A 23320-nucleotide genomic window follows, 5' to 3' on the forward strand; every position below is an offset into this window, starting at 1 on the left:
ATTCAGAAAAAATGGATAAAAGGGTTACAGGAATTGGTGGAGTTTTCTTTAAAACCAAAGATCCGAATGCGGTAAAAGAATGGTACAGCAAGCACCTTGGTTTAAATACAGACCAATGGGGTTGCACATTTTGGTGGCTGGACGAAAACGGAAACAAATGTTCTACTCAATGGAGTCCGTTTAAAGAAAATACCAATCATTTTAAACCTTCAGAAAAAGATTTTATGATGAATTACCGCGTGGAAAACCTTGAAGAATTGCTGGAAACTTTAAAAGCCGAAGGTGTAGAAGTTATGGATGAAATTCAAAAAGTAGAAGAAGGGAAATTCGGCTGGATTATGGATTTGGAAGGAAATAAAATAGAGCTTTGGGAACCTAACGATAAAGCTTTTCTCTAAGCTAAAACATTCTTTTTTAAGTATAAACAGAAATAATATTTGATTCTTCTTTTTTCTAATTCTTATTAATCGTAATATTGCGATATACAAATATTAAAATTATGAAAACATCAGAACTATTCGATTTGTTGAGACAACATCAGGAAAAACCCCTGTTGTTTGAGTACGCACCCAACTTATTGGTTGGAGCAAATTATCATATTACCGAAGTAAAACACCTAAAGATAGACTCGGTAGACTGTGGCGCGGGAACCGATGCCTGGAACGAAACTATTATTCAGTTATGGGAAAGTCCGGAAGAAATTGGAAAAACCGAATTTATGCAAGTTTCCAAAGCTTTATCTATTTTAGATAAAGTTGGCCAAATGAAAGCGTACGATATAGACGCTGAGGTAAAGTTTGAATACAGCAATGCAAATTTTCACACCGCTCAATTATTCGTAACCGGCTTTAGTATTAAAAATGGAAATTTATTAATGAAATTAGACGTAAATCCAACCGATTGCAAGGCGAAAGAAACCTGCGGTGTTGCAGAGCCGGCAATGGAAAGTGCTAACGCATGTGCACCCGGTGGTGGTTGCTGCTAAAAAACCTAATATGAAGAACGTACTCGTACTTTGTACCGGAAATTCTTGTAGAAGCCAGATGGCGCATGGATATTTAAAGCATTTTGCCAAAGAGAGGGCTACAATTTACAGCGCAGGAATTGAAACCCATGGGTTAAATCAACAAGCTGTAGCCATTATGAAGCAGGATGGAATAGATATTTCTAGCCATACCAGCAACCACGTAGATGAATATGCTGCTATAGATTTTGATTTTATCATTACCGTTTGCGATCACGCGAACGAGAATTGCCCGTTTATTCCTTCGGAAAATGCAGTGAGATTACATCAGAATTTTAAAGATCCTTCAAAAGTAGAAGGTTCTGAAGAAGAAGTTCAGAAGACTTTTAAAACCACCAGGAATGAAATTAAAGCCTGGTGTGAAAAATTTGTGAATGATAATCTATAAAACAAAAAATGCTGTTTGTAATTTAAACGTCATCCTGAACTTGTTTCAGAGCCTGCCCCGGTTTTGGATCGGGGATCTAATATTTGAAATTATCAAACAGCATTTTATAATTTGATCTCTTTATTAATTATTCTGGCTCAATTCAATAAGAGCAGATTTAATAGATTCTTCTCCTTCCAGCGCCTCGAATGCCATATTTTTTCCTAAAGGATCGGCAAGGCACATCACCAGTAAAAAGGCAACATCATCACGTGAAATTTCTCCACGTTCATTCAGTTTTAAGTCTAATTTTACCTTGGCAAGCCCCATATCATCAGTCAAAGCACCTGGCCTAACGATAGTATAAACAATTCCGCTATCTACTAAATAATCATCGGCTTCTTTTTTGGCTCTCAGGTAATGTTCAAGGTCTCCACCTTCTTCCGGCTTATCGGTTCCCATCGCGCTAAGCATGATGAATTTTTTTACGTTGAATTTCTTAGCAGCATCAACCATTTTTTTAGCACCTTCCTGGTCTACCGCCGTGGTTTTGTCAGGGCCGGTGCTACCACCAGAACCTGCTGCAAAAATTACCCGGTCAATTCCTTTAAAAGCGTGTTCTATATCACCTTCAAGGTCTGCCATCACGCTTTCAACATCCATATCGTCAAAGATTTGCTTCTGTTCCTCTTTACGAATCATTGCGATTGGCTTAAAATTTTCGGTATTATTTAAAATTTCAATAACCCTTTTTCCTGTTTGTCCGGTAGAACCGGCTATCAATATCTTTTCCATTTTTTCTTTAAATTTTAATCAGTTTGAAGATAAGGATGAATTAAAAACCTTCATAATGAATGCTTCAGAATAACATGAAATTAACAGCTTAATGTATTGAATTAAATTTTTCTTCCAGTTCTTTCTGAAACTCTTCCATCACCGGCTTTACGGTGCTTTCAGGTAAATCTTCAATTTTTATATACATTAATCCATCTACCGCATTATTAAAAAGTGGGTCTACATTAAAGGCTACTACTTTTGCATTCTGTTTAATGTATTTTTTAATTAAAACCGGTAAACGCATATTTTCTGGCTCAATTTCATCAATAATTTTATCGAATTTATTGAGATCGGCATCGCTGGCGTCAAAAACAAGATCTTTATCGGCGTCTTTTAGTTTTACTTTAAACTCTTTTTTCGGTTTAATATATTGCGCCACATTTGGATCGAAATAATGAGATTTCATAAACTCGATCATTAAAGATTTAGAGAAATTTGAGAATTTATTACTAATGCTCACGCCACCAATAAGGTATTTATGCTCGGGAAAACGTAGGGTACAATGTACAATCCCTTTCCAAAGTAAAAAGAGCGGCATTGGTTTTTGCTGATATTCTTTAATGATAAATGCGCGACCCATTTCTATAGACTGGCTCATCATTTTATGCAATTCTGGCTCAAACCTAAATAATTCCTGTAGGTAAAACCCATCAATCCCGTGCCGGGCATAAATTTCATTTCCCATACCCATACGGTAAGCACCGGCTACCTTTTTGGCTTCATTATCCCATAAAAACAAGTGGTAATAATATTCGTCAAATTTATCAAGGTCGGTAGCATTGTTGGTGCCTTCACCAATTGCCCTAAAAGTTATTTCCCGTAACCTTCCAAGCTCGGCTACGATATGCGGAATCACCTCTTTTTTTGCAAGGAAAACTTCGTAATTCTTACTGGAGAGTAACCGCTTGTCCATTTGGCGGCAGTTTTCTACCTCTATTTCCATAAGTGCCTGCGCCGTTTCTGCTGCAATTTTTTTGGGAGATTTTGGAAGTTTTAGGTGTTTGGGTATTTTCTCAAAAAGTTTTTTCTTTTCAAAAACGTTGGCCAGCATATAGGTTTTCCGACGTAAAAATGCAGTGAAAGCTTCTAAATTTGAATGTTCTAATTGGTCTTCTACCAAAATGGGATTACCAATTCTCACCTTAATTTTTCTTCTTTTTTGGGTAAGCATTTCGCTGGGAAGTTTGGCGGTACGCAAAATATCGCTCATAGAAGCCAACTTATAGAAAAAAGTAGAATTTTTAGCGTGGAAATAAATAGGGACAACCGGAACTTTTGCCTTTTGAATAAGTTTCATTGCAGCAGGTTCCCAGGGCTTGTCTACAATAAGTTTCTCGTCTTTATAGGTAGAAACTTCGCCTGCCGGAAACATACCCAGGGCGTGGCCTTCTTTTAAATGAGAAATCGCTTCTTTAATTCCGCCTAAACTAGACTTTGCATCCTTATGGTCTTCAAAAGGATTCACCGGCATAATATAAGGCCGTAACGGGTCTAAACGATGCAAAAGAAAATTAGCAATTACCTTATAATCGGGGCGCTGGTGTAGTAATAATTTCATTAAAATCATTCCATCAATTCCGCCAAGAGGATGATTAGAAATGGTAATAAATGCACCAGATTTGGGAATTCTTTTTAAATCTTTCTCGGGAATTTCAAAATCTATTTCAAAACCTTCTAAAATTGAATCAATAAAATCAATTCCATTTAAGTTTTTTCTTTTCTGGTATTCTTTATTTAACCTGGAAAGTTTAGTAGTTCGAAGAATTAACCAACCTATTGAGGTTCCAAACAGACCTAGTTTTTGGAGGTTCATTACTTTGGCAACTTCCCTGGCACTTACAATTCCCATATAAATTTAGTTTCGGGTTACAATTTGAAGCGTGTTATGGGTAAGCTGTTTTAGCAGTATTTCTTTATCTTTTTCAAGGCTTTTAATCGCTTCATCGTTAAAATGCCGAATGGTAAAAAGGGAAACTCCTGGCACAAAACTCACTTTAAACCTGGCTTTTAAATGCTGAATTAATTTTTCTAACAGGTTAAATTTATTGTCTACACAAACCGAAAAACTAATCGCAGAATTTTGAATTAAATCTACCTTCATTTGATATTGATGAAAAAGCCTGAAAACCTCACTGATATTTTCTTCTACCATAAAGGAAAAATCCAGTGTGGAAAGTGAAATTAAAACCAGGTCTTTTTTAACGATAAAACAAGGAATTTCAGGAAAAATAAGTTGCCCTTTTCCAACTTTGGTACCTTCGCTTTCGGGATTTAAAAAGGGTTTTACAAAAAGCGGAATTTCTTTTTGTTGAAGTGGTTGTAAAGTTTTTGGGTGAATTACCGACGCTCCATAAAATGCTAATTCAATAGCTTCTTCATAAGAAATTTGCTGAAGTAACTCCGGGTTTTGAAATTCTCGAGGATCGGCATTTAAAACTCCGGGAACATCCTTCCAAATAGTTACATTTTCAGCATTTAAGCAATAAGCGAAAATTGCCGCGGTATAATCACTACCTTCTCTACCAAGCGTGGTGGTAAAGTTATTGGGATCTGAACCAATAAAGCCCTGCGTAATATTTACCTGGCTTATATTTAGATTGGTTTGAATTGCTTCGTGGGTATCTTCCCAATTTACACCGGCATCCCGGTAAACACTATCGGTTTTAACAAGATGCCTCGCATCAAGCCAGTTATTTGCTATGTTTTGGGAATTGAGATATTCACTAACTATGGTAGTAGAAACCAACTCACCATAGCATATTACCTGGTCGTAAACAAAGTCGTACTGCTCAGACTTATTATGCTGAAGAAAATTTCTAAGTTCAGTAAAAAGTGTATTTATTTTATTGAAAACCGGGGATTTAATTTCCGCAAAAAGTTCGTTTATTATCTCAAAATGTGCATCTTCAACCGCTTGTAGGCTTTCGGGAATTTGCTTTTCAAAAAGATAATCTTTAATAACAATTTCCAGCGCATTGGTGGTTTTTCCCATCGCCGAAATCACGATCACTTTAGGGCCGTTACCGGTTTTCTCTAATACATTTTGAACATTTTTTACTCCTGCCGCATCTTTTACCGATGCGCCTCCAAACTTAAAAACCTTCATAAAAATTTAATCGATGTTTTTCTGAATTCCGGTTTCATCCATATGCACGGTGTACCAGTTTTTCTTGATGTCTGCTCCCGTATTTTCATAGAATTCCTGGGCATTTTTGTTCCCTTCAGAAACTACCCACTCTACTCTTTTAACGCTATTTTCGTGGCCATATTTTACGACTCTTTTATAAAGAGCACCGCCAAGACCTGTGCCCCGCATACTTTCTCTAACAATTAGATCTTCCAGGTGAACGGTACGGCCTTTCCAGGTAGAAAACCTAAAATAAACCAGCGCCATCCCTTCAATTTTACCTTTTACATCTGCGACAAAACATTTAAAATTGGCTTCATCAAAACCCTCATGTTCCAAATCACTTACGTGAATTTGAACCTCATCTGCTGCACCCTCGTAAGAAGCAAGTTCTTTAATAAGTTCCAAAACCGCGGGCATATCTTCCCGCTTAGCTTCGCGTATAACGTATTCCATAAGTCTGGTATTTCTACAAAAGTAGGAATAGATTTTAATAAAAAGGGCTAATTATATAGGCTTAGCGTATTATTAACGTGTTTTCTCGAGAAATTTGTCCATTGCTTGCTCTTCCATTTGCACAGTACACCAATGGGTAAAAACAGTGGCACCACTACGGCTGTAAAAATCACGTGCGTGGGTATTCCAGTCTAAAACCACCCATTCGGTACGTTTTACACCTTCTTCTTTCGCAAATTGAATCACACGTTTATAAAGGGCATTTCCTAAACCTTTGCCTCTCATATTCTCTCTTACTACCAGATCCTCGAGGTGTACGGTTTTTCCTTTCCAGGTAGAATATCTAAAATAGCATAATGCCATTCCTTCAATCTTTCCTGCAGCTTCGGCTACAAAACAGGTAAACGACGGATTTTCCCCAAAACCATCTGTTTTCAGGTCTTCCGCAGTAATAATTACTGCCTCGGGCTCTTTTTCGAATTCAGCCAGTTCCTGTATAAGTTCTATAACCGCTGACATATCTTCTGGCCTTGCTTTTCTAATTGTAAATTCCATTTTTTAATTTGTTTTCGTTACAAAAGTAAAGATTGAAATTTCAAATTAGGGATTTCATAAAATATCCGCTGAAAAAATTAGTAAGTAAAGTCTGAAAATAGGTTGTATTAAAATTTCGTAAAATTCAATATAATTTTTACGAAAACGTTTTAGTAACTAAATAAAATGAATAATTTTGACGCAACTAACGATATTAGTACATAATGGTTAAGAAAAATCAGACTTTAGGCGAATTTATAATAGAAAATCAGGAAGCATTTCCTTATTCTTCGGGTGAACTTTCCCGCTTAATTAGGTCCTTACGACTGGCGGCTAAAGTGGTAAATCACGAAGTGAATAAAGCAGGCTTAGTAGATATTTTAGGCTTGCATGGAGATACCAACATCCAGGGAGAAGATCAGCAAAAACTAGATGTTTATGCAAATGAGACTTTTATTCAAACCCTGATAAATCGTGAAATTGTCTGTGGAATTGCTTCCGAAGAAAACGACGATTTTATAACTATTTCAGGTAAAAATAACGATAATAGAAATAAATATGTGGTGCTTATGGATCCGCTAGACGGAAGCTCCAATATTGATGTAAATGTATCTGTTGGAACTATTTTTTCTATTTATCGTCGTGTGACTCCAATCGGAACCCCAGTTACAAAAGAAGATTTTTTACAACCCGGCAATAAACAGGTGGCTGCCGGTTATATTATTTATGGGACTTCTACGATGCTGGTTTATACCACGGGCTGCGGAGTGAATGGGTTCACCCTCAATCCCGCGCTGGGATCTTGGTATTTATCACATCCCGATATGAAATTTCCGGAAGACGGGAAGATTTACTCTATGAATGAGGGTAATTATGTGCATTTTCCCGATGGTGTAAAGAAATACATAAAGTACTGCCAAGAAGAAAAAGAAGACCGTCCCTATACATCAAGGTATATTGGTTCTATGGTTTCAGATATTCATCGGAATATGATTAAAGGCGGAATTTTTATTTATCCTAAAAGTTCTAAAGCCAGCAACGGAAAACTGAGATTATTATATGAATGTAATCCTATGGCCTTTATCGTGGAACAGGCGGGAGGTAAGGCCACCGATGGTTTTAGTCGAATTATGGATATTCAACCTACAGAATTACACCAACGTGCGCCATTTTTCTGCGGAAGTAAAAATATGGTAGAGAAAGCTGAAGAATTTATGCAGACATATGGATAGAGATAATGGCCTAATAGAAAAGTGATATAATTTTCAGTTAGGCCATTATTCAATATTTTAATCTTATTTATTCAGTAAATACTGGTAATCTTCAAAATTAAGTTGACCGCTAAAAATCTGGATAGATCTTTTTATAATTTTTTCTGCATTTTCACTTGAAAAACCAAGACCTATAGCATAACGTTTAATGAGGGTTTCTTCTTCATTATCTATTTCGTTATCGGCAAAAATAATCTTAAAGAGGTCGTGCAACCGCTCTAAACGTTTTTCGGCACTATTATAAGAGTTAATAGGGAATTCAGCCGGGCGTTTAATCACCATTTTATATTCCTGTTCGCTTATATCTAGTTTACGGGCAAAACGCTCTAAAAGAACACGTTCCTTTTCATTGATTTTTCCATCTACACTCGCCAGGTTTACAATAGATGCAAAATGGTTAATGTTGCGAAGATGTTCCCCCGAATCAAATAAATCTGAAAATGACATTTTTAATATTTTGGTACTGCAAATATACTTAAAGCTTAAAATAAAATTCATCAAAAAACTTTTAAAAGTTTAGGATTTCATCAATCGCTAATCTTTTCTTAATCCCTTTTTTAAGCCTTTCATTTTCGGTAATTTCATTTTAAGTACTCAAAAAATGAAACCACCATTACTGGCTTTTAATAAAAAAGGAATTTACTGCGAAGCTGCAGATGTGTATCTGGACCCTTGGAAACCGGTAGACAAAGCTATTATTTCCCATGGCCACGCCGATCATTCTCGGTGGGGGCATAAAAAATATATTACGCATCACAGCAATGTTCCTATTATAAAGCATCGCCTGGGTGAAATTGAAGTTTCCGGGAAAGAATGGAATGAAACTTTTAGCATTAATGGCGTAAAATTTTCCCTTCATCCCGCCGGGCATATTATTGGTTCTTCGCAAATTAGGGTAGAATATAAAGGCGAAGTTTGGGTTTTTACCGGCGATTATAAAGATGAAGACGATGGTGTAGCGGTGCCTTATGAACCGGTAAAATGCCACACATTTATCACCGAATGTACTTTTGGTTTGCCTGCTTTTAAATGGCAGCCGCAAGCGGAAGTTTTTACCGAAATTAATAAATGGTGGCAGCAAAATAAGGAAGACGGTAGAACCTCTGTGATCTTTGGATATTCCCTCGGAAAAGCACAGCGTTTACTGAAACATCTTGACACTTCTATCGGTAAAATCTACACTCATGGCGCTATAGAAAATATGACAGAGGTGATTCGCCCTTTATCTGAAATGCCCGAAACTACGAGGGTTACCCGTGATACCAAAAAGAATGAATTTAAAGGAAGTATCGTGGTGGCTCCTCCAAGTGCCCACGGCAGTCCCTGGATTAAGAAAATGGTGCCTTATGTTACAGCTTCTGCAAGTGGCTGGATGACATTTCGCGGAGCCCGAAGAAGACGTGCTATAGATCGTGGTTTTGTTTTGTCTGATCATTGCGATTGGCAGGGACTTTTGAAATCTATAAAAGCTACCGGGGCCGAAAAAGTTATCTGTACTCACGGTTATACCGATATTTTCTCCCGCTATTTAAGAGAATTAGGCTATGATGCCCGAACTGAAGAAACACAATATGAAGGGGAAATGGGAGAGGAAGAATCGAAAAAAGAAATCGAAAACTAAATGCTTTGTCACTTCGAAAGCGGTCGAGAAGTAAATAAACTAAACTAAAATGAAGGACTTTGCAGAGCTTATAAAAACCCTGGACAGCACCAACAAAACCACTTTAAAAGTTGAGGCCTTAACGCATTATTTTAAAAATGCCGAAGAAAAAGACAAGGTTTGGACCATCGCTATTTTATCACATCGCCGCCCGCCAAGACCTGTAAACACCACTTTAATGCGTCAATGGGCATCAGAACTTGCCAATATTCCCTTGTGGTTATTTGAAGAATCCTATCACATTGTAGGCGATCTGGCCGAAACAATCGCGCTGGTGATTCCATCGGCAGAAGAATCTTCAGAAAAAAGTCTGAATCAATTTCTTCAGGAAATACTGGAATTAAAACCTAAAACCGAAGCAGAGAAAAGGAACTATTTACATAAAAACTGGCTTGCACTTAATTATTACGAACGCTTTGTTTTCACTAAACTTATCACCGGAAGTTTTCGAATAGGAGTAAGTCAAAAATTAATGACACGTTCACTTTCAAAGGCAACTGATATCGACGAAGATATTCTTGCCTATAAGATGATGGGTAACTGGAAACCTGAAAAAACCACTTTTAAAAAACTGATTTTAGAAGAAAACGAAGAAGATTATTTATCAAAACCTTACCCGTTTTACTTGGCCTACGCAATAGATGGAGAAGTTGAAGACTTGGGAGATGTAGCCAATTGGAGTGCAGAGCATAAATGGGATGGCATCCGATCCCAGGTGATTGTTAGAAATGACGAACTTTTTGTTTGGAGCCGTGGGGAAGAGCTGGTCACCGATAAATATCCTGAATTTGAAGATTTCGTAGGTAAAGTTCCTAATGGAACGGTAATAGACGGCGAAATATTACCTTTTCCAGATGGCAAAATTGGGACCTTTAAAGATCTGCAAACCCGAATTGGAAGGAAAAATATCAGGAAAAAATTACTGGAAAAAACTCCCGTAATTTTAAAGGCTTACGATGTTTTGGAATGGAAAGGAGAAGATATAAGAACCGAGCCGTTTATAGAAAGGAGAAAAATTCTGGAGAAGCTTTATGCTGAAGTTGCTGCTGAGGAAATTCCCTTGCATTTATCTGAACGAATTTCTTTTAAAAACTGGGTTGAAGTAGCCGAAGAAAGAGAGCGTGCGCGAGAAGAAAAATCGGAAGGATTAATGCTAAAAAGATTGGATTCGCCATATTTAGTAGGAAGAAAAAAAGGCGACTGGTGGAAGTGGAAAGTAGATCCGCTTACAGTAGATGCAGTGCTCACTTATGCCATGCGTGGTCACGGTAGACGAAGCAATTTATTTACAGATTATACTTTCGGGTTGTGGGACGATGATAAAAAGGAACTGGTGACTTTTGCCAAAGCCTATTCCGGTTTAACCGATGCCGAATTTAGAAAACTGGATAATTGGATCAAGAAAAACACTTTAGAGAGGTTTGGCCCAGTTAGAAGCGTAACTCCACACCATGTTTTTGAAATCGCTTTTGAAGGAATTGCAGAATCCAAACGCCATAAAAGTGGAGTAGCAACCCGTTTCCCAAGAATGGTACGCTGGCGAACCGATAAAAATATACACGAAGCAAATACGCTGGGTGAGTTGCGGGATTTAATACCGGACTAATACGGAAGGATTAAAACATGAATAGAAATCAACTTACTGAAATTGCTGAAACCTGGTTTTCTAACCAGGGGTGGAAACCTTTTGCTTTTCAGAAACAAACCTGGACGGCTTTTTTGCAAGGGAAAAACGGACTCTTAAACGCGCCCACAGGAAGTGGAAAAACCTATGCACTTTGGGTGCCTATAGTGCTGGATTATTTAAAGAAAAACCCGGATTATAAAACAAAGCAGAAAAAAGGTTTAAAAGCAATTTGGATTACACCACTTCGTGCTCTTTCAGTGGAAATTGAACAATCGGCGCAACGATTTGCTGATGAAATTGGAAGTGGTTTAACTATAGGAATTCGCACAGGAGATACCCCGCAAAAAGTTCGGGCTGCGCAAAAGAAATCAATGCCCGATTTGCTGATTACTACTCCAGAAAGTTTGCAATTATTACTTTCTTCAAAAAACTACGATAAAACTTTTAAAAACCTAAGTGCCGTGGTGGTTGACGAATGGCACGAATTACTGGGCACAAAACGAGGTGTGCAAATGGAACTGGCGTTATCTCGTTTAAAAACGGTTTCAAAAAATTTAAGAATTTGGGGAATCTCAGCCACGATTGGGAATTTAGAACAGGCGCGGGAAGTTTTACTCGGTCCTAATTCAGAAGCCTTCCAAAATTCGGTATTGATAAGAGCGAACTTGAAGAAGAAGATCAGCGTAAAATCTATTATTCCAGAGAAAATGGAAAAGTTTCCCTGGCGTGGGCATTTGGGTTTACACTTGATTGATGAGGTAGTGCCGATTATAAAGAATTCCAGAAATACGTTGCTTTTTACCAATACTCGCTCGCAATGTGAATTATGGTTTCAGAAATTAATGCATAAATATCCGGAGTTTGCCGGGGAAGTGGCAATGCACCACGGCAGTATTAACAAGGAAACCAGGCTTTGGGTGGAACAGGCCATTAGAAATGAAACTTTAAAAGCTGTGGTTTGTACGTCGAGCCTTGATTTGGGAGTGGATTTTGCCCCTGTGGAAACCATTATTCAAATTGGTGGGCCTAAGGGTGTGGCCAGGTTTTTACAACGAGCAGGCAGAAGCGGCCACCAACCTGGAAAAGAAAGTGTAATTTATTTCTTACCCACTCACGCTATAGAACTTATTGAAGCTTCAGCTTTACAAAAAGCGGTACAGAAGACTGCCGTGGAAGATAGAATTCCGTATTTGTTAAGTTTTGATGTTCTGATGCAATACCTCACAACTTTAGCGGTTTCCAATGGGTTTTTTCCGAAGGAAATCTGGCCGGAAATTAAATCTACGTTTTGTTTCCAGGGAATTACTGAAGATGAATGGTTATGGATCTTGAATTTTGTAACTAAAGGTAGCCAGAGTTTGCAGGCTTATGATGAATACAAGAAAATTGAAATTGAAGAAGACGGACTTTTTAAAGTAAATAACCGTGGGATTGCAATGCGCCACCGTTTGCAGATTGGAACGATTGTGAGCGATGCGGTTTTAAGTGTAAAATACCTAAAAGGCGGTTATATTGGTACAATTGAAGAATGGTTTATTTCCAAACTAACGCCCGGAGACGTATTTACCTTTGCCGGTAGAAACCTGGAATTAGTGCGAATTAAAAGTATGCAGGTTTTAGTTAGAAAATCGAAGAAAAAGACTTCTAAAGTCCCCAGTTGGATGGGCGGTAGAATGGCATTTTCCGCGCAGATGAGTGAATTGCTTCGGGAAGAAATGTATGCCGCTTCTGCTTCTACTTCTGCAGTTTCTTCGGAAAAATCAGAAGAATTAAAAGCTTTACAGCCAATTTTGGAAAGGCAGCAAAAAGAATCTATTATTCCAAAGCAGGATGAGTTTTTAATTGAAACTTTTAAAACCAGGGAAGGTTATCACGCAATCTTTTACCCGTTTGAAGGTCGATTTGTACACGAGGCTTTGGGAAGTTTACTGGCGTATCGCATCAGTTTGCTTTCTCCAATTTCCTTTAGTATTGCTTTTAACGACTATGGCTTTGAATTGCTCTCAGACCAGGAAATTGATATGCAGCAAGTTTTGGATAACGATCTTTTTTCCGCAGAATTCCTTATGGATGATCTTTATAAAAGTTTAAACGCTACAGAAATGGCCAGGCGAAAATTCAGGGATATTGCAGTAATTGCCGGGATGGTTTTTACCGGTTACCCGAATAAACTGATTAAAAGTAAACATTTGCAAAGCAGTTCGCAGTTGCTATTTAGCGTTTTTAAAGATTATGAGGACGATAATTTATTGTATTTGCAATCTTTCAGGGAGACTTTTGAGCACCAGTTGGAAGAAGGCCGATTAAGATTTGCTTTAGAACGCATTCAGCATCAAAATATCATTTGGAAAAACTGCGAAAAACCAACGCCGTTTTCTTTCCCCATTATTACCGACAGGTTACGAGAAAAATTATCTTCAGAAAAACTGGAAGACAGGATTAGAAAAATGTTGAAAAGTCTGGAGAATTAATTTCTTTCATTCAGTCTTTTAAGAACGGTACTTCTAACAACTTCAGTGGTAATTCCAAACAGTACGTGGGCAAACAGCTCGTTCATTTGCATTTTAATGGGCACATCTGTAGGCTTAGGCTCCAGCCCCATCATAGGAAGCGAAGTTTCGTGTGTTGAAATCCAGGTAGAACCACCTAAAATTATCCCATCCCTAATATTTAATTCTTCGTTGTCTTTCTTTCCAAAACCATAAGCAGCCCCAACGCTGGCACCCATAGGGAAATTTACTAATTGCTCGGCCAATTCTTCATTATTAACACTTATAGGAGACCCGGTGATTTTTGTAGAAAGATCGTCTACAATTTTAATTTGGGCAGAACGTTGCTCTATTTTTCTAACCGGTAGAAAATGTTCAACCAGGCTTTTTACCGCTGTACCGGCAAGTCCGCCAAGTACTCCTGCAAGAAGCCCGCGGCCGGTAGCTTTAGAATAAGAATCTTTATTTAGTAAGGCTTGTACTTTCATAATTAGCTATTTTACAGATTAAAACTATCCATTATGTGAGTTTTCTACAATTGTTTAACAAGGATTTAGCAGCAGATATTTAAAATTTGGTAATTTTGAATATGGCACAGAAATTAAACACCGCACTAATTCAGGCAAATTTAAAATGGGAAGATCCCCAGGCTAATCGCAGCTTTTTTTCAAAAGAAATTAAAGCACTTTCAGAAGAAATTGATCTTATTATTCTTCCGGAAATGTTTACTACCGGGTTTAGTATGAACGCCAGTAAATTAGCCGAAAAAACCGATGGTTTAACGCTAAACTGGATGCGTGAAATGGCAAAATTGAAAGACGCTGCAGTTACCGGAAGCGTGATTATTTCTGAAAATGATAATTTCTACAATCGGCTTTTCTTTGTTTTTCCTGACGGAAGTTATAAAATCTACGATAAACGACATACGTTCACGCTTGCTAAAGAAGATAAAACCTATACCGCCGGAAAAGATAGATTAATTGTTGATTATAAAGGCTGGAAAATTTGTCCGCTGGTTTGTTATGATCTTCGTTTTCCTGTTTTTGCAAGAAATACCGAAGATTATGACCTTTTGATCTATGTTGCCAACTGGCCAAGCAAGCGTGTTTTTGCGTGGGATACACTATTAAAAGCCCGGGCTATAGAAAATATGAGTTACTGTATTGGCGTTAATCGTACCGGAAATGACGGTGATGGCTACGAGTATAATGGCCACACAGCAGCTTACGATTGTTTGGGAAAAAATCTTACAGAGCTGTACCGCGAAGAACCTTTTGTAAAAGAAATTACGCTAGATAAAAAACATCTTGAGGAAACGCGTGGGCAGTTAAAATTTCTCCAGGATCGCGATGAATTTACTCTAAAGTAAAAGTCTCTGGCATATCCCAATTAGACCTAACATCTATAGTATCCCGATAATATTGAATTTCTTCCGGTTGAATTCTTTTTAAGTAATTTCCGGTATCCCATTTTCGGTTTTCATTATCATCAAAAATTACCCGAATAAGGTATTTACCGGGCTTTAAATACTGAAAATGTAAATTGGTATCGCCATTAGAATATTTTTCTGTCTGTACTTCTCCTTTTTCATTAGTAAGCTGAACCAGCAACGGAAATCGATTAACATTCTGAAGCCTTAGAATAATACTGCCATAATCTGCATAAGATTTGGTATTTAAACTTTGCTGAAGGGTATCGTTGGTTTCTTCAAAAAGATCGGTAATAGCACCGGGTAAAGCAGTTACGCGATAATCGGTGCTTTCTTCTTTTTCAAAAGAAATTACAATTTCGTTTTCCAACCTGCGCATTTCAGCATTAAAAGGAACAATTACTGAATCTCCATCCCGAATACTAATAAGCTCCCGGTTAAAATTTGTAATTGGAGTGTTGGCTTTCAACTTAAAATCCTGGCCAAACCCTATTCCGCCAGAAGGTTCTGTGGTAATATTTAGGGAATCACGGTCGGCTTCTGCTATTTTTGTGAATAGGGTGTCACGGCGGGTAGGGCTAACTACTTCAAAAGAAAGGCTGTCGTATTCGGGACGAATATTATACCAATAGTAAAGTGTATCGGTTTTTCTATCTTTTACAATTCTGGATTTAAAACCTTCAGGTTCTGGGGTTAATAAATTAATTTCTACACTATCTACTCCTTTTTTCCCTTCGTAACCGAATAAAATTTGATTTCCTTTTAGGAGTTTTGGTCTTTTAGGCTCAAATTCCAGTTCTTCTGTAAAGATGGTGATTTGGTAAGTAGAATCTGTAGGTAGCGTGATATAATCTTCAATAAACCCTATTTTTTCGTTCTTAGGATTAAAATTATAATTATCGTTTTTGTCTTCTACTGCAAGAATCTGGTACGTGCCTTCCTTAAGGTTTTCCAGTTCAAAATTTACGCTACTATCTAACGTGTAAGTTATATATCTTGGAGTTTGTTTGTAGACCAGGGAATCTGAAAAAGTTGAATCTACTTCATATAAAAAAATAGAAATAAATTCGTTTGGAGCTTTCAAATTAGCGTCTTTTATAGTTCCAGAAATTTTTAAAGAGTCCAGGTAGTCACCGGTGGAGAAAACATATTTAAAATATGGTAATGGGTTGCCCTCGTTATTATCTACAATACTTTTTCCAAAATTTATGGTATAAGTAGTATTTTCCTGAAGAGAATCCATATTTTGGATACGTACATCTTTACGTGCCGTACCCATTGGAATAATTGTGGGCCGTGGTTCTATTGGAGGCGAAATTACTATTTGTTGGCGTGCATCTTCTAACTTCACATATTCGTTAAAGAAAATCCTGATTTCTTCTGCAGAGAAATTAGTATTGTAATTTTCTGGGTTTGCCCTAATAAATTTTGGCGGTTCTTCGTCTTCAGGGCCCCCTTCAGGCATTCCTTTTTTAGCGCATCGCACACACAGCAAAAGTAGAGCAACCACAAGTAAAATTCCCGGAATTCTTTTCAGCATAATTTAAAAATGAAATCTAAAGGCAAAGAAACAATTATTTTAGGTTTTAACGTGAGTATCAATCGGTAATTGCCATAGTCGCTATACTTAATTTAGTGTTTTTAATTTCCAGTAACTTATTGCCGCAAGCTTCCAAAGTAGCTCCCGTGGTCACCAAATCGTCTACCAACAGGATATGTTTGTTCTCTACTATTTCTGAATTTTCTATTATAAATGTAGCATCAATACTGCCCCACCGGCCAAGACGTTTTTTAAAGGTTTGGGTGCGTGAACCAGATTTTTTTACCAGAACGTTTTCAATAAATTCGGTATCTAATTTTTTGGCGAGTTCCTGTCCAAAGCCGGTAACCTGGTTGTATCCCCTTTGTTTTAATTTTATACGATGAAGTGGAACTGGGATTACACAATCAATTTTTTTAAACGCGGGATGTGATGCCAGTTCTTCTCCCAGCCAGGATCCCAGGAAGGCTCCCACCTCTTCCTGCTTTTTATACTTAAGATTATGAATAAGATTTTGCACCATTCCTTTCTTTTTAAAATAAAGTAGGGAAGTTGCATTTTCTAGAGGTAAACGGGCAGAAAATACTTTTTTGCTAAGGTTTTCGTTATCAAGGTGATAATTAGTGGTTGGGAGTTTATGTAAACAGGAAGTACAAATTACTTTTTCTGTCTTTAACAAAGGGCTGTCACAGCAGTTACATATTGCAGGATAGAATAGGTTTGCTAAATCGTGAAACATTTGTTAAGTCCTTGCTGTTTACCTTATTAAACTCCTAAATTTACAAACAAAATTTATTAATATGATGACCGAAAAGAAAAACAACACCGCGCTTAAGATTTTAACCGGAGTGTTAGCTGTGGCCTTACTGGCCTTAGGTATCTATACAATTAAATTCTATAACGAAGAGAAAGAGAATAAAGCAATTCTTACCAAGGAGAAAGAGGTAATAGAAGACGAGCTTAATGATCTAATTAAGAAATACGATGAGGCCATAGATGAAAATCAGGTGATGGATCAAAACCTGGTAGATGCCAGGAATAGAATAGAGCGTTTACTGGATTCAGTAGAAGATAATGAAGCCAACCTGGTTTTAATTTCTCGCTATCGCAGGGAAATTAGCAATTTAAAATCTGAGAAAGATCGTTTATTTAGAGTGGTAGATAGTCTAAACCGCCAAAACCAAATGATGTCTCAAACTTTAGACAGTACTAACATAATTCTACAGGAAAGAACCAGGGTTTCAGATTCTTTACAAACTACCAACCAGGATCTTTCTAACAAAGTAGATCGGGCAGCGCAGCTTAAAGTCACCAATTTACGTGGGGAAGGAGTTATTGTAAGAAATAGTGGTAAACTGGTAGAAAACGACAGAACCCGAAGAATAGACCAAATTAGAACTTGCTTTACTATAACGGCTAATGATCTTGCCGGGCCGGGAGAAAGGAATATGTATGTGCAGGTTTATAATCCTGAAAATGAATTGGTAGGTGATGAAATTGTGGTAGAACACGAAGGCGGGCCTATGGTATATAGCGCGGCTTCTAAAGTTTATTACGAAAACAACGAGTTGGATGTGTGTTTGTTAGCTAATACCAACGAAAATAGATTGCTGGAAGGTACTTATAAAGTTTACGTATATGCCGATGCGATTTTACTGGGAACAGCATCTTTTAACCTAAGATAATTAAAACTTAAAATTCAAAGGCCGCCCTGCTGTTTATCAGGGCGGTTTTTTTATTTTTGTGCTATGGCAAAACAAGAAGATTTTTTTAAAAATGTAATATCCCATGCTAAAGAGTATGGGTATATTTTTGCATCGAGCGAAATTTACGACGGACTTAGTGCTGTTTACGATTACGGGCAAAATGGGGCTGAATTAAAGAAAAACATCAAAGATTACTGGTGGAAAAGTATGGTGCAGTTGCACCAAAACATCGTTGGTTTAGATGCGGCGATTTTAATGCACCCTACCACCTGGAAGGCTTCGGGTCACGTAGATGCGTTTAACGATCCTTTAATTGATAATAAAGATTCTAAAAAACGATATCGGGCCGATGTTTTGGTTGAAGATTATGCTGAAAAGATCAATCAAAAAGCACAAAAGGAAATTGCAAAAGCAAGGAAACGTTTTGGAGATAAGTTTGATGAAGAAGAATTTGTAAGTACCAACCCCAGGGTTATTCGTTATAAAAAAGAGGAGAAAGAAATTCTTGAGCGCCTTGCCAAATCACTTACCGATGAAAATTTGGCCGATGTTAAAGCGCTAATTGAAGAGTTGGAAATTGCCTGTCCCGAAACGGGTTCTAAAAACTGGACAGATGTTAAGCAGTTCAATTTAATGTTTGGAACCAAGCTGGGTGCTTCAGCCGATTCTGCTACAGACTTATATTTGCGTCCTGAAACTGCCCAGGGAATTTTCGTGAATTTTTCTAACGTGCAAAAAACCGGTCGGATGAAAATTCCTTTTGGAATTGCACAGATAGGAAAAGCTTTTAGAAATGAAATTGTTGCGAGACAGTTTATCTTTCGCCAGCGGGAATTTGAACAAATGGAGATGCAATTTTTTGTGCGTCCCGGCGAAGAATTAAAATGGTTTGAGCACTGGAAAGAAACCCGCCAGAATTGGCACGCTTCTTTAGGTTTAGGCGAAGAAAATTACCGTTTTCACGATCATGAAAAAATGGCGCATTATGCTAATGCTGCTACCGATATAGAATTTAATTTCCCTTTTGGATTTAAAGAATTAGAAGGAATTCATTCCAGAACAGATTTCGATTTAAAAGCACACGAAGAACATTCAGGGAAGAAATTACGTTTCTACGATCCTGAATTAAAAGAAAATTACGTGCCTTATGTAATTGAAACTTCAATTGGCTTAGACAGAATGTTCTTAGCGGTTTTTTCAGCTTCATTAAAAGAAGAAGAACTGGAAGGCGGAACAACAAGAACGGTTTTAAAACTACCTGCTGTATTGGCGCCAACCAAGGCGGCGGTACTGCCACTAGTTAAAAAAGATGGTTTGCCAGAGCTTGCTCACGAAATTATTGAAGAATTAAAATGGGATTTTAGAGTTCAGTATGACGAAAAAGATGCGATTGGCCGTAGATATCGCAGGCAGGATGCTGCGGGAACACCATTGTGTATAACTGTAGATCACGATTCACTTGAAGATAAAAAAGTGACGGTGCGTTACCGTGATACTATGGACCAAAAACGCGCAGATATTACAGAGCTTAAGACACTTATTGAACAGGAGATAGATTTTAAGACCTGGATGAAGAAATAACTTAAAAGTGTTTTTTAAAATTATTAAAAGGAGCGATTAATCAACTTAATCGCTCCTTTTGTTTTAGATACGCATAGAATCATTATTTTTAGAAAGTAAAAGAAGAAGTCTCATCACAATGAAGAAAATTTTATTCCTTTTAGTTTTAATTTTTGGTTTTCATTCTATATTTCTGGGTCAGGATAGAGAAACAGCAGGCCCGGTTTATATAGACTCTGCCAAAGCAGTAACTTCTTCTGCAATGTCTAAAAGGAAATTAATTCCGCCGGCAAAAGAATTCAAAATCTACAATCCAAGAAATCGGGGAATTAACAAAATTGTTCCGGGAAAAGGTTTACCAAAAACCAAGGATGAAGCGCTTCAGCAAAAAATGGGTGAAATCCCTGTGAAGGCTCCCAACTTTACGTTTGAAGCTGCTTCTACACAAGCCACTCCTACAGATCCTACCGGGGCTGCGGGGCCAAACCATTATGTAAACGGATGGAATTCGGCTTTTTCAATTTTCGATAAATCGGGCAACAGAATTATGGAACCTGCTTCTCTTGCCAGTATTGGTGGCGAGTTTACCAATGAAACCCTTGGAGACCCTATTATTTTATACGATGAATTTGCCGATAGGTTCATAATTTCACAGTTCAGCGATACCCCCGAAAGTTTTTTAATCGCAGTCTCACAAGGTCCAGACCCAATGAATGACGGTTGGTACACTTATCGCTTTACCACAAACGGGGTTTTGCCAGATTACCCGAAGATTTCAGTTTGGGGAGACGGTTATTATATCACCACTAATAAAAATACCAGGACCGCCGCCACAAGTCAGGTGGTGTATGCTCTGGAAAGGGACCAAATGCTGGCCGGGGAAACTGCCCAAATTATGTCATTTCCATTGCCCGGTATTAGAACTAACGGATTTTACAGTCCGGCCGGTTTTTCAGGGATTGGAAACGAAATACCTCCTCGGGGAAATTCGCCTATAGTCTTTCTACAAGACGATTCGTGGGCAGGGGTTAATGAAGATCATCTAAAGCTCTGGCTTATTGATGTAGACTGGAATAACCCTTCGGCTTCAACTATTTCAGAATCACAAGAATTAGGAGCGGCAGAGGGAGTTTCGCCTTTTATAGCCACATTTGACGGAGGCTCTTTTTCGAATCTTTCACAACCCGGCGAAGATACTCCCGAAATTGACGTATTACAGGCTACAATGATGTATATGACCATTTACAGACGATTTCAAAATTATAATGCTGTGGTTATGAATTTTGTGGTAGATGTAGATCCCAGTGCGGCCGAGCACGCTGGAATACGTTGGTATGAATTACGCCAGCAAACCGATGGCGGTCCCTGGAGTGTTTACCAGGAAGGAACTTACGCCCCCGATAATAGCGACCGATTTAGCGGAAGTATAGGCCTTGATGCGGAAGGGAATATTGCTCTAGGTTACACGGTTTTAAATGATAATCCGCAAAATCCGGTTTTTCCCTCGCTGCGATATACGGGGAGATACCTTAATGATGAACCGGGAATTATGACTATTGAAGAGCAAAATATTATTGAAGGCGAAAGTCCAAATCCCAATTCCCGCTACGGGGATTATGCGCATTTAAGTGTAGACGCGGCAGATGGACTCACTTTTTGGCATAACGGTGAGTATTTTGTAGGCCAGGAAAGGAAAAATCACGTAGGCGTTTTTAAGATAGCACCAGATTTTGATAATAATCTTGGTGTAGTTTCTTTGGTTAGTCCGCAAGATGCAAGTTTAGGTACAAACGAAGAAATAACTATTAAAATCAGAAACTATGGTAGAAATGCGCAATCTAATTTTGAAGTTAGTTATAGCATAAATGGCGGTGCTGAAGTGACTGAAACTTTTGAAGAAAGTATTGCAGCAACAAGCTCTGCAGAATTCACTTTTTCTGAAACCGCCGATCTTTCTGAAGTTGGAGAAACCTACGAATTTCTTTTCAGCACTAATTTAGAGGGAGATGAAAATAGAGAAAATGATACAATAACTACTTCAGTTAGACATTTGCCGCCAAACGATGTTGGAGTAACTTCAATTGATGCTCCTCAAACCGGTGAGAGCTTAGGAAATTCAGAAGAAATAACCGTGAGTATAGAAAATTTTGGAGGCGAACCACAACAGGATATTCCGGTTTTTTACCAGGTTGGTAATAACACACCGGTAAGAGAAGTTTTTAATGACACGCTGGAAGTGGGAGGTCTTGAAGTTTATACTTTTAATCAAACTGCAGATATTTCACCTTCCGGAAGCTATAGAATTACCGCCGGCACACGACTGGAGAACGATTTTGATGCCAGAAACGACACAAGTGTAAGATCTGTAGCTAATTTAGATTGTATTCCTGAAGGCTCTGATTGTAGTTTTGGTGACGGAATTTCGTTTTTTGAATTAGAAGATGTTCTTAACGAACGTATTCCCTGTGGAAATGGTTATGCCGATTTTATTGGTCTTTCGGCTACTTTAGACCGTTCACAGGGGGAATTTACCGTTTCGGTGCAATCTCACTTTGCTGAAGAGGATAAGGAACAATTCTCAATGTGGATAGATTTTAATGACGATGCCGTTTTTGACGATGACGAACGCGTAATCTCTTCTGAAGTTATTCCTAATGCTAATACGTGGTATTCTTACAATTTTAGTATTCCCGCTGATGCATCTTTAGGGCAACATCTTCTGCGAATAAGAGCCGGAGACACCAGTTTTGACGGTGATCTTAATAATCCGTGTGAAGTAATGGATTATGGAACCACCCACGATTATTCAGTAAATATTACCGATTCTACTTTAGATATTGAAGATTTTATTCTTAACGAAGCCGAATTGGTGGTGGTTTCAGAAGAAAATAAACAGTTTAGAGTAATTATGGAAACCGATTATGATGAAACCCTAAGAATTACGGTTCATAATATTTTAGGACAAAAAATGTTAGAAAATCAGGTAGAAAATAACGGTACAGGCTATGTTTATGAGCTTGATATGTCTTACGCAGCACGAGGGGTTTATTTAGTAAGAATGGGAACGCGCGAAGTAGGAAAAGTAAAACGCTTTATAGTAGAATAGACTTAAATCATAATTTTAAAGGTGTATACTCAAGAATTTACACACAGGCTTGATGAACTTACGCACAGGTTTAAAAAGACATTTGGAGAGCTCAGTGAAAGCCAAATTCACAGGAAACCAGATGCCGAGACCTGGAGTATTGCCCAAAATTTAGAGCATCTGATTTTAATAAATGAGTCGTATTTCCCGGTGATTGATAGGCTGAGAAATAAAAATCATAAAAAACCATTTACGGCAAAATTGGGTTTTTTGGTAAATTTCTTCGGAAAAGTTATTTTAAAATCGGTACAACCTGATACTTCAAAAAAGACCAAAACCTTTTCAATTTGGAAACCTTCTGAAAATACAGCTTCAGAAGATATTCTAAAAAGATTTATAGAACACCAGGAAAAATTAAAACAGAAAATCCTAGATTCTGAAGACTTACTGGAGCAAAACTCGGTAATATCTTCTCCTGCAAATCCTAAAATTGTCTATAAACTTGATGCTGCTTTTAAAATTATTCTTGCTCACGAAGAACGACATCTTCAGCAGGCTAAAAAGCTACTGGAAATTCAGCAATCCAGCTTGTAAATCTTGCATTTAGC

At 37.8% G+C, this 23320-nt stretch carries 21 protein-coding genes; 12 read left to right on the forward strand and 9 right to left on the reverse strand.

The genetic code is table 11. The annotated features are described in order from the left end of the window. Nucleotides 1-11 precede the first annotated feature (11 nt). The 3 genes from AO058_RS05135 (at nucleotide 12) to AO058_RS05145 (ending at nucleotide 1412) form a co-directional block, all read left to right on the forward strand. Entirely contained in the window at nucleotides 12-398 is a 387-nt protein-coding gene (locus AO058_RS05135; protein WP_075325547.1) for a VOC family protein, read from the forward strand. 101 nt (nucleotides 399-499) lie between these two features. After that, complete coding sequence (locus AO058_RS05140; RefSeq protein ID WP_075325548.1) at nucleotides 500-985, forward strand: DUF6428 family protein; 486 nt, start codon at nucleotides 500-502, stop codon at nucleotides 983-985. A 10-nt stretch (nucleotides 986-995) separates the two neighbouring features. After that, nucleotides 996-1412 carry an arsenate reductase ArsC gene (locus AO058_RS05145; RefSeq protein WP_075325549.1) on the forward strand — a complete coding sequence of 139 codons (417 nt, stop codon included), beginning with the start codon at nucleotides 996-998 and terminating at the stop codon, nucleotides 1410-1412. A 123-nt stretch (nucleotides 1413-1535) separates the two neighbouring features. Here AO058_RS05145 and AO058_RS05150 read toward each other — a convergent pair whose 3' ends face one another. The 5 genes from AO058_RS05150 to AO058_RS05170 all read right to left on the reverse strand — a co-directional run bounded on the left by AO058_RS05150 (nucleotide 1536) and on the right by AO058_RS05170 (nucleotide 6366). Then, a complete protein-coding gene (locus AO058_RS05150; RefSeq protein WP_075325550.1) occupies nucleotides 1536-2186 on the reverse strand; it encodes an SDR family oxidoreductase in 651 nt (216 codons plus the stop codon). An 88-nt stretch (nucleotides 2187-2274) separates the two neighbouring features. Continuing rightward, a complete protein-coding gene (locus AO058_RS05155) occupies nucleotides 2275-4077 on the reverse strand; it encodes a GNAT family N-acyltransferase (RefSeq protein WP_075325551.1) in 1803 nt (600 codons plus the stop codon). Between the two features lie 6 nt (nucleotides 4078-4083). Next, the gene (locus tag AO058_RS05160) at nucleotides 4084-5334 is read right to left on the reverse strand and encodes an aspartate kinase (RefSeq protein WP_075325552.1); all 1251 of its coding nucleotides are present in this window, start codon (nucleotides 5332-5334) and stop codon (nucleotides 4084-4086) included. 6 nt (nucleotides 5335-5340) lie between these two features. Further along, nucleotides 5341-5811, reverse strand: a complete 471-nt coding sequence (locus AO058_RS05165; RefSeq protein ID WP_075325553.1) for a GNAT family N-acetyltransferase — start codon at nucleotides 5809-5811, stop codon at nucleotides 5341-5343. Between the two features lie 72 nt (nucleotides 5812-5883). Continuing rightward, nucleotides 5884-6366, reverse strand: a complete 483-nt coding sequence (locus AO058_RS05170; RefSeq protein ID WP_075325554.1) for a GNAT family N-acetyltransferase — start codon at nucleotides 6364-6366, stop codon at nucleotides 5884-5886. Between the two features lie 203 nt (nucleotides 6367-6569). On the opposite strand from AO058_RS05170, the gene fbp reads away from it, so the two are divergent. Then, nucleotides 6570-7577 carry a class 1 fructose-bisphosphatase gene (gene fbp, locus AO058_RS05175; protein WP_075325555.1) on the forward strand — a complete coding sequence of 336 codons (1008 nt, stop codon included), beginning with the start codon at nucleotides 6570-6572 and terminating at the stop codon, nucleotides 7575-7577. 63 nt (nucleotides 7578-7640) lie between these two features. Here fbp and AO058_RS05180 read toward each other — a convergent pair whose 3' ends face one another. After that, nucleotides 7641-8063 (reverse strand): hypothetical protein, encoded by a 423-nt coding sequence (locus AO058_RS05180; RefSeq protein WP_075327886.1) that lies wholly within the window; start codon nucleotides 8061-8063, stop codon nucleotides 7641-7643. A 154-nt stretch (nucleotides 8064-8217) separates the two neighbouring features. On the opposite strand from AO058_RS05180, the gene AO058_RS05185 reads away from it, so the two are divergent. Genes AO058_RS05185 through AO058_RS05195 form a run of 3 tightly spaced genes read left to right on the forward strand, consistent with a single transcriptional unit; the run spans nucleotide 8218 to nucleotide 13374 of the window. Beyond that, the gene (locus AO058_RS05185) at nucleotides 8218-9237 is read left to right on the forward strand and encodes a ligase-associated DNA damage response exonuclease (protein ID WP_075325556.1); all 1020 of its coding nucleotides are present in this window, start codon (nucleotides 8218-8220) and stop codon (nucleotides 9235-9237) included. A gap of 49 nt (nucleotides 9238-9286) precedes the next feature. Then, nucleotides 9287-10882, forward strand: a complete 1596-nt coding sequence (locus AO058_RS05190) for an ATP-dependent DNA ligase (protein WP_075325557.1) — start codon at nucleotides 9287-9289, stop codon at nucleotides 10880-10882. A gap of 17 nt (nucleotides 10883-10899) precedes the next feature. Beyond that, on the forward strand, nucleotides 10900-13374 hold the full coding sequence (locus AO058_RS05195; RefSeq protein WP_075325558.1) for a ligase-associated DNA damage response DEXH box helicase: 2475 nt from the start codon (nucleotides 10900-10902) through the stop codon (nucleotides 13372-13374). Here AO058_RS05195 and AO058_RS05200 read toward each other — a convergent pair. Further along, on the reverse strand, nucleotides 13371-13880 hold the full coding sequence (locus tag AO058_RS05200; RefSeq protein ID WP_075325559.1) for a DUF1440 domain-containing protein: 510 nt from the start codon (nucleotides 13878-13880) through the stop codon (nucleotides 13371-13373). The two genes, AO058_RS05195 and AO058_RS05200, sit on opposite strands and share 4 nt — an antisense overlap. A gap of 101 nt (nucleotides 13881-13981) precedes the next feature. Here AO058_RS05200 and AO058_RS05205 point away from each other — a divergent pair, with 101 nt between their 5' ends. After that, the gene (locus AO058_RS05205) at nucleotides 13982-14761 is read left to right on the forward strand and encodes an amidohydrolase (RefSeq protein WP_075325560.1); all 780 of its coding nucleotides are present in this window, start codon (nucleotides 13982-13984) and stop codon (nucleotides 14759-14761) included. Here AO058_RS05205 and AO058_RS05210 read toward each other — a convergent pair. After that, nucleotides 14748-16361, reverse strand: coding sequence for an Ig-like domain-containing protein (locus AO058_RS05210; RefSeq protein ID WP_075325561.1), 1614 nt, complete (start codon nucleotides 16359-16361; stop codon nucleotides 14748-14750). The genes AO058_RS05205 and AO058_RS05210 overlap by 14 nt on opposite strands. Nucleotides 16362-16419: 58 nt before the next feature. Beyond that, nucleotides 16420-17040, reverse strand: coding sequence for a ComF family protein (locus AO058_RS05215; RefSeq protein ID WP_335740077.1), 621 nt, complete (start codon nucleotides 17038-17040; stop codon nucleotides 16420-16422). 121 nt (nucleotides 17041-17161) lie between these two features. Here AO058_RS05215 and AO058_RS05220 point away from each other — a divergent pair, with 121 nt between their 5' ends. From AO058_RS05220 to AO058_RS05235, 4 genes are all read left to right on the forward strand, one after another. Then, nucleotides 17162-18046, forward strand: a complete 885-nt coding sequence (locus tag AO058_RS05220) for a hypothetical protein (RefSeq protein ID WP_083634133.1) — start codon at nucleotides 17162-17164, stop codon at nucleotides 18044-18046. Between the two features lie 63 nt (nucleotides 18047-18109). Continuing rightward, complete coding sequence (locus AO058_RS05225; RefSeq protein WP_075325564.1) at nucleotides 18110-19648, forward strand: glycine--tRNA ligase; 1539 nt, start codon at nucleotides 18110-18112, stop codon at nucleotides 19646-19648. A 118-nt stretch (nucleotides 19649-19766) separates the two neighbouring features. Further along, nucleotides 19767-22733: a GEVED domain-containing protein gene (locus AO058_RS05230; RefSeq protein WP_075325565.1), complete on the forward strand. Its 2967-nt coding sequence runs from the start codon at nucleotides 19767-19769 to the stop codon at nucleotides 22731-22733. Between the two features lie 21 nt (nucleotides 22734-22754). Further along, the gene (locus tag AO058_RS05235; protein WP_075325566.1) at nucleotides 22755-23306 is read left to right on the forward strand and encodes a DinB family protein; all 552 of its coding nucleotides are present in this window, start codon (nucleotides 22755-22757) and stop codon (nucleotides 23304-23306) included. Nucleotides 23307-23320 lie beyond the last annotated feature (14 nt).

The organism is Salegentibacter sp. T436 (assembly GCF_001932675.1).
Taxonomy (GTDB): domain Bacteria; phylum Bacteroidota; class Bacteroidia; order Flavobacteriales; family Flavobacteriaceae; genus Salegentibacter; species Salegentibacter agarivorans.

What these genes read in the sequence shown, in the direction of transcription:
- AO058_RS05225 (WP_075325564.1), top strand. Translation starts at nt 18,110, where the DNA reads ATGGCAAAACAAGAAGATTTTTTTAAAAATGTAATATCCCATGCTAAA.
- AO058_RS05185 (WP_075325556.1), top strand. Translation starts at nt 8,218, where the DNA reads ATGAAACCACCATTACTGGCTTTTAATAAAAAAGGAATTTACTGCGAA.
- AO058_RS05145 (WP_075325549.1), top strand. Translation starts at nt 996, where the DNA reads ATGAAGAACGTACTCGTACTTTGTACCGGAAATTCTTGTAGAAGCCAG.
- AO058_RS05160 (WP_075325552.1), bottom strand. Translation starts at nt 5,334, where the DNA reads ATGAAGGTTTTTAAGTTTGGAGGCGCATCGGTAAAAGATGCGGCAGGA.
- AO058_RS05210 (WP_075325561.1), bottom strand. Translation starts at nt 16,361, where the DNA reads ATGCTGAAAAGAATTCCGGGAATTTTACTTGTGGTTGCTCTACTTTTG.
- AO058_RS05170 (WP_075325554.1), bottom strand. Translation starts at nt 6,366, where the DNA reads ATGGAATTTACAATTAGAAAAGCAAGGCCAGAAGATATGTCAGCGGTT.
- AO058_RS05200 (WP_075325559.1), bottom strand. Translation starts at nt 13,880, where the DNA reads ATGAAAGTACAAGCCTTACTAAATAAAGATTCTTATTCTAAAGCTACC.
- AO058_RS05220 (WP_083634133.1), top strand. Translation starts at nt 17,162, where the DNA reads ATGATGACCGAAAAGAAAAACAACACCGCGCTTAAGATTTTAACCGGA.
- AO058_RS05190 (WP_075325557.1), top strand. Translation starts at nt 9,287, where the DNA reads ATGAAGGACTTTGCAGAGCTTATAAAAACCCTGGACAGCACCAACAAA.
- AO058_RS05135 (WP_075325547.1), top strand. Translation starts at nt 12, where the DNA reads ATGGATAAAAGGGTTACAGGAATTGGTGGAGTTTTCTTTAAAACCAAA.
- AO058_RS05165 (WP_075325553.1), bottom strand. Translation starts at nt 5,811, where the DNA reads ATGGAATACGTTATACGCGAAGCTAAGCGGGAAGATATGCCCGCGGTT.
- fbp (WP_075325555.1), top strand. Translation starts at nt 6,570, where the DNA reads ATGGTTAAGAAAAATCAGACTTTAGGCGAATTTATAATAGAAAATCAG.
- AO058_RS05230 (WP_075325565.1), top strand. Translation starts at nt 19,767, where the DNA reads ATGAAGAAAATTTTATTCCTTTTAGTTTTAATTTTTGGTTTTCATTCT.
- AO058_RS05140 (WP_075325548.1), top strand. Translation starts at nt 500, where the DNA reads ATGAAAACATCAGAACTATTCGATTTGTTGAGACAACATCAGGAAAAA.
- AO058_RS05150 (WP_075325550.1), bottom strand. Translation starts at nt 2,186, where the DNA reads ATGGAAAAGATATTGATAGCCGGTTCTACCGGACAAACAGGAAAAAGG.
- AO058_RS05155 (WP_075325551.1), bottom strand. Translation starts at nt 4,077, where the DNA reads ATGGGAATTGTAAGTGCCAGGGAAGTTGCCAAAGTAATGAACCTCCAA.
- AO058_RS05195 (WP_075325558.1), top strand. Translation starts at nt 10,900, where the DNA reads ATGAATAGAAATCAACTTACTGAAATTGCTGAAACCTGGTTTTCTAAC.
- AO058_RS05180 (WP_075327886.1), bottom strand. Translation starts at nt 8,063, where the DNA reads ATGTCATTTTCAGATTTATTTGATTCGGGGGAACATCTTCGCAACATT.
- AO058_RS05205 (WP_075325560.1), top strand. Translation starts at nt 13,982, where the DNA reads ATGGCACAGAAATTAAACACCGCACTAATTCAGGCAAATTTAAAATGG.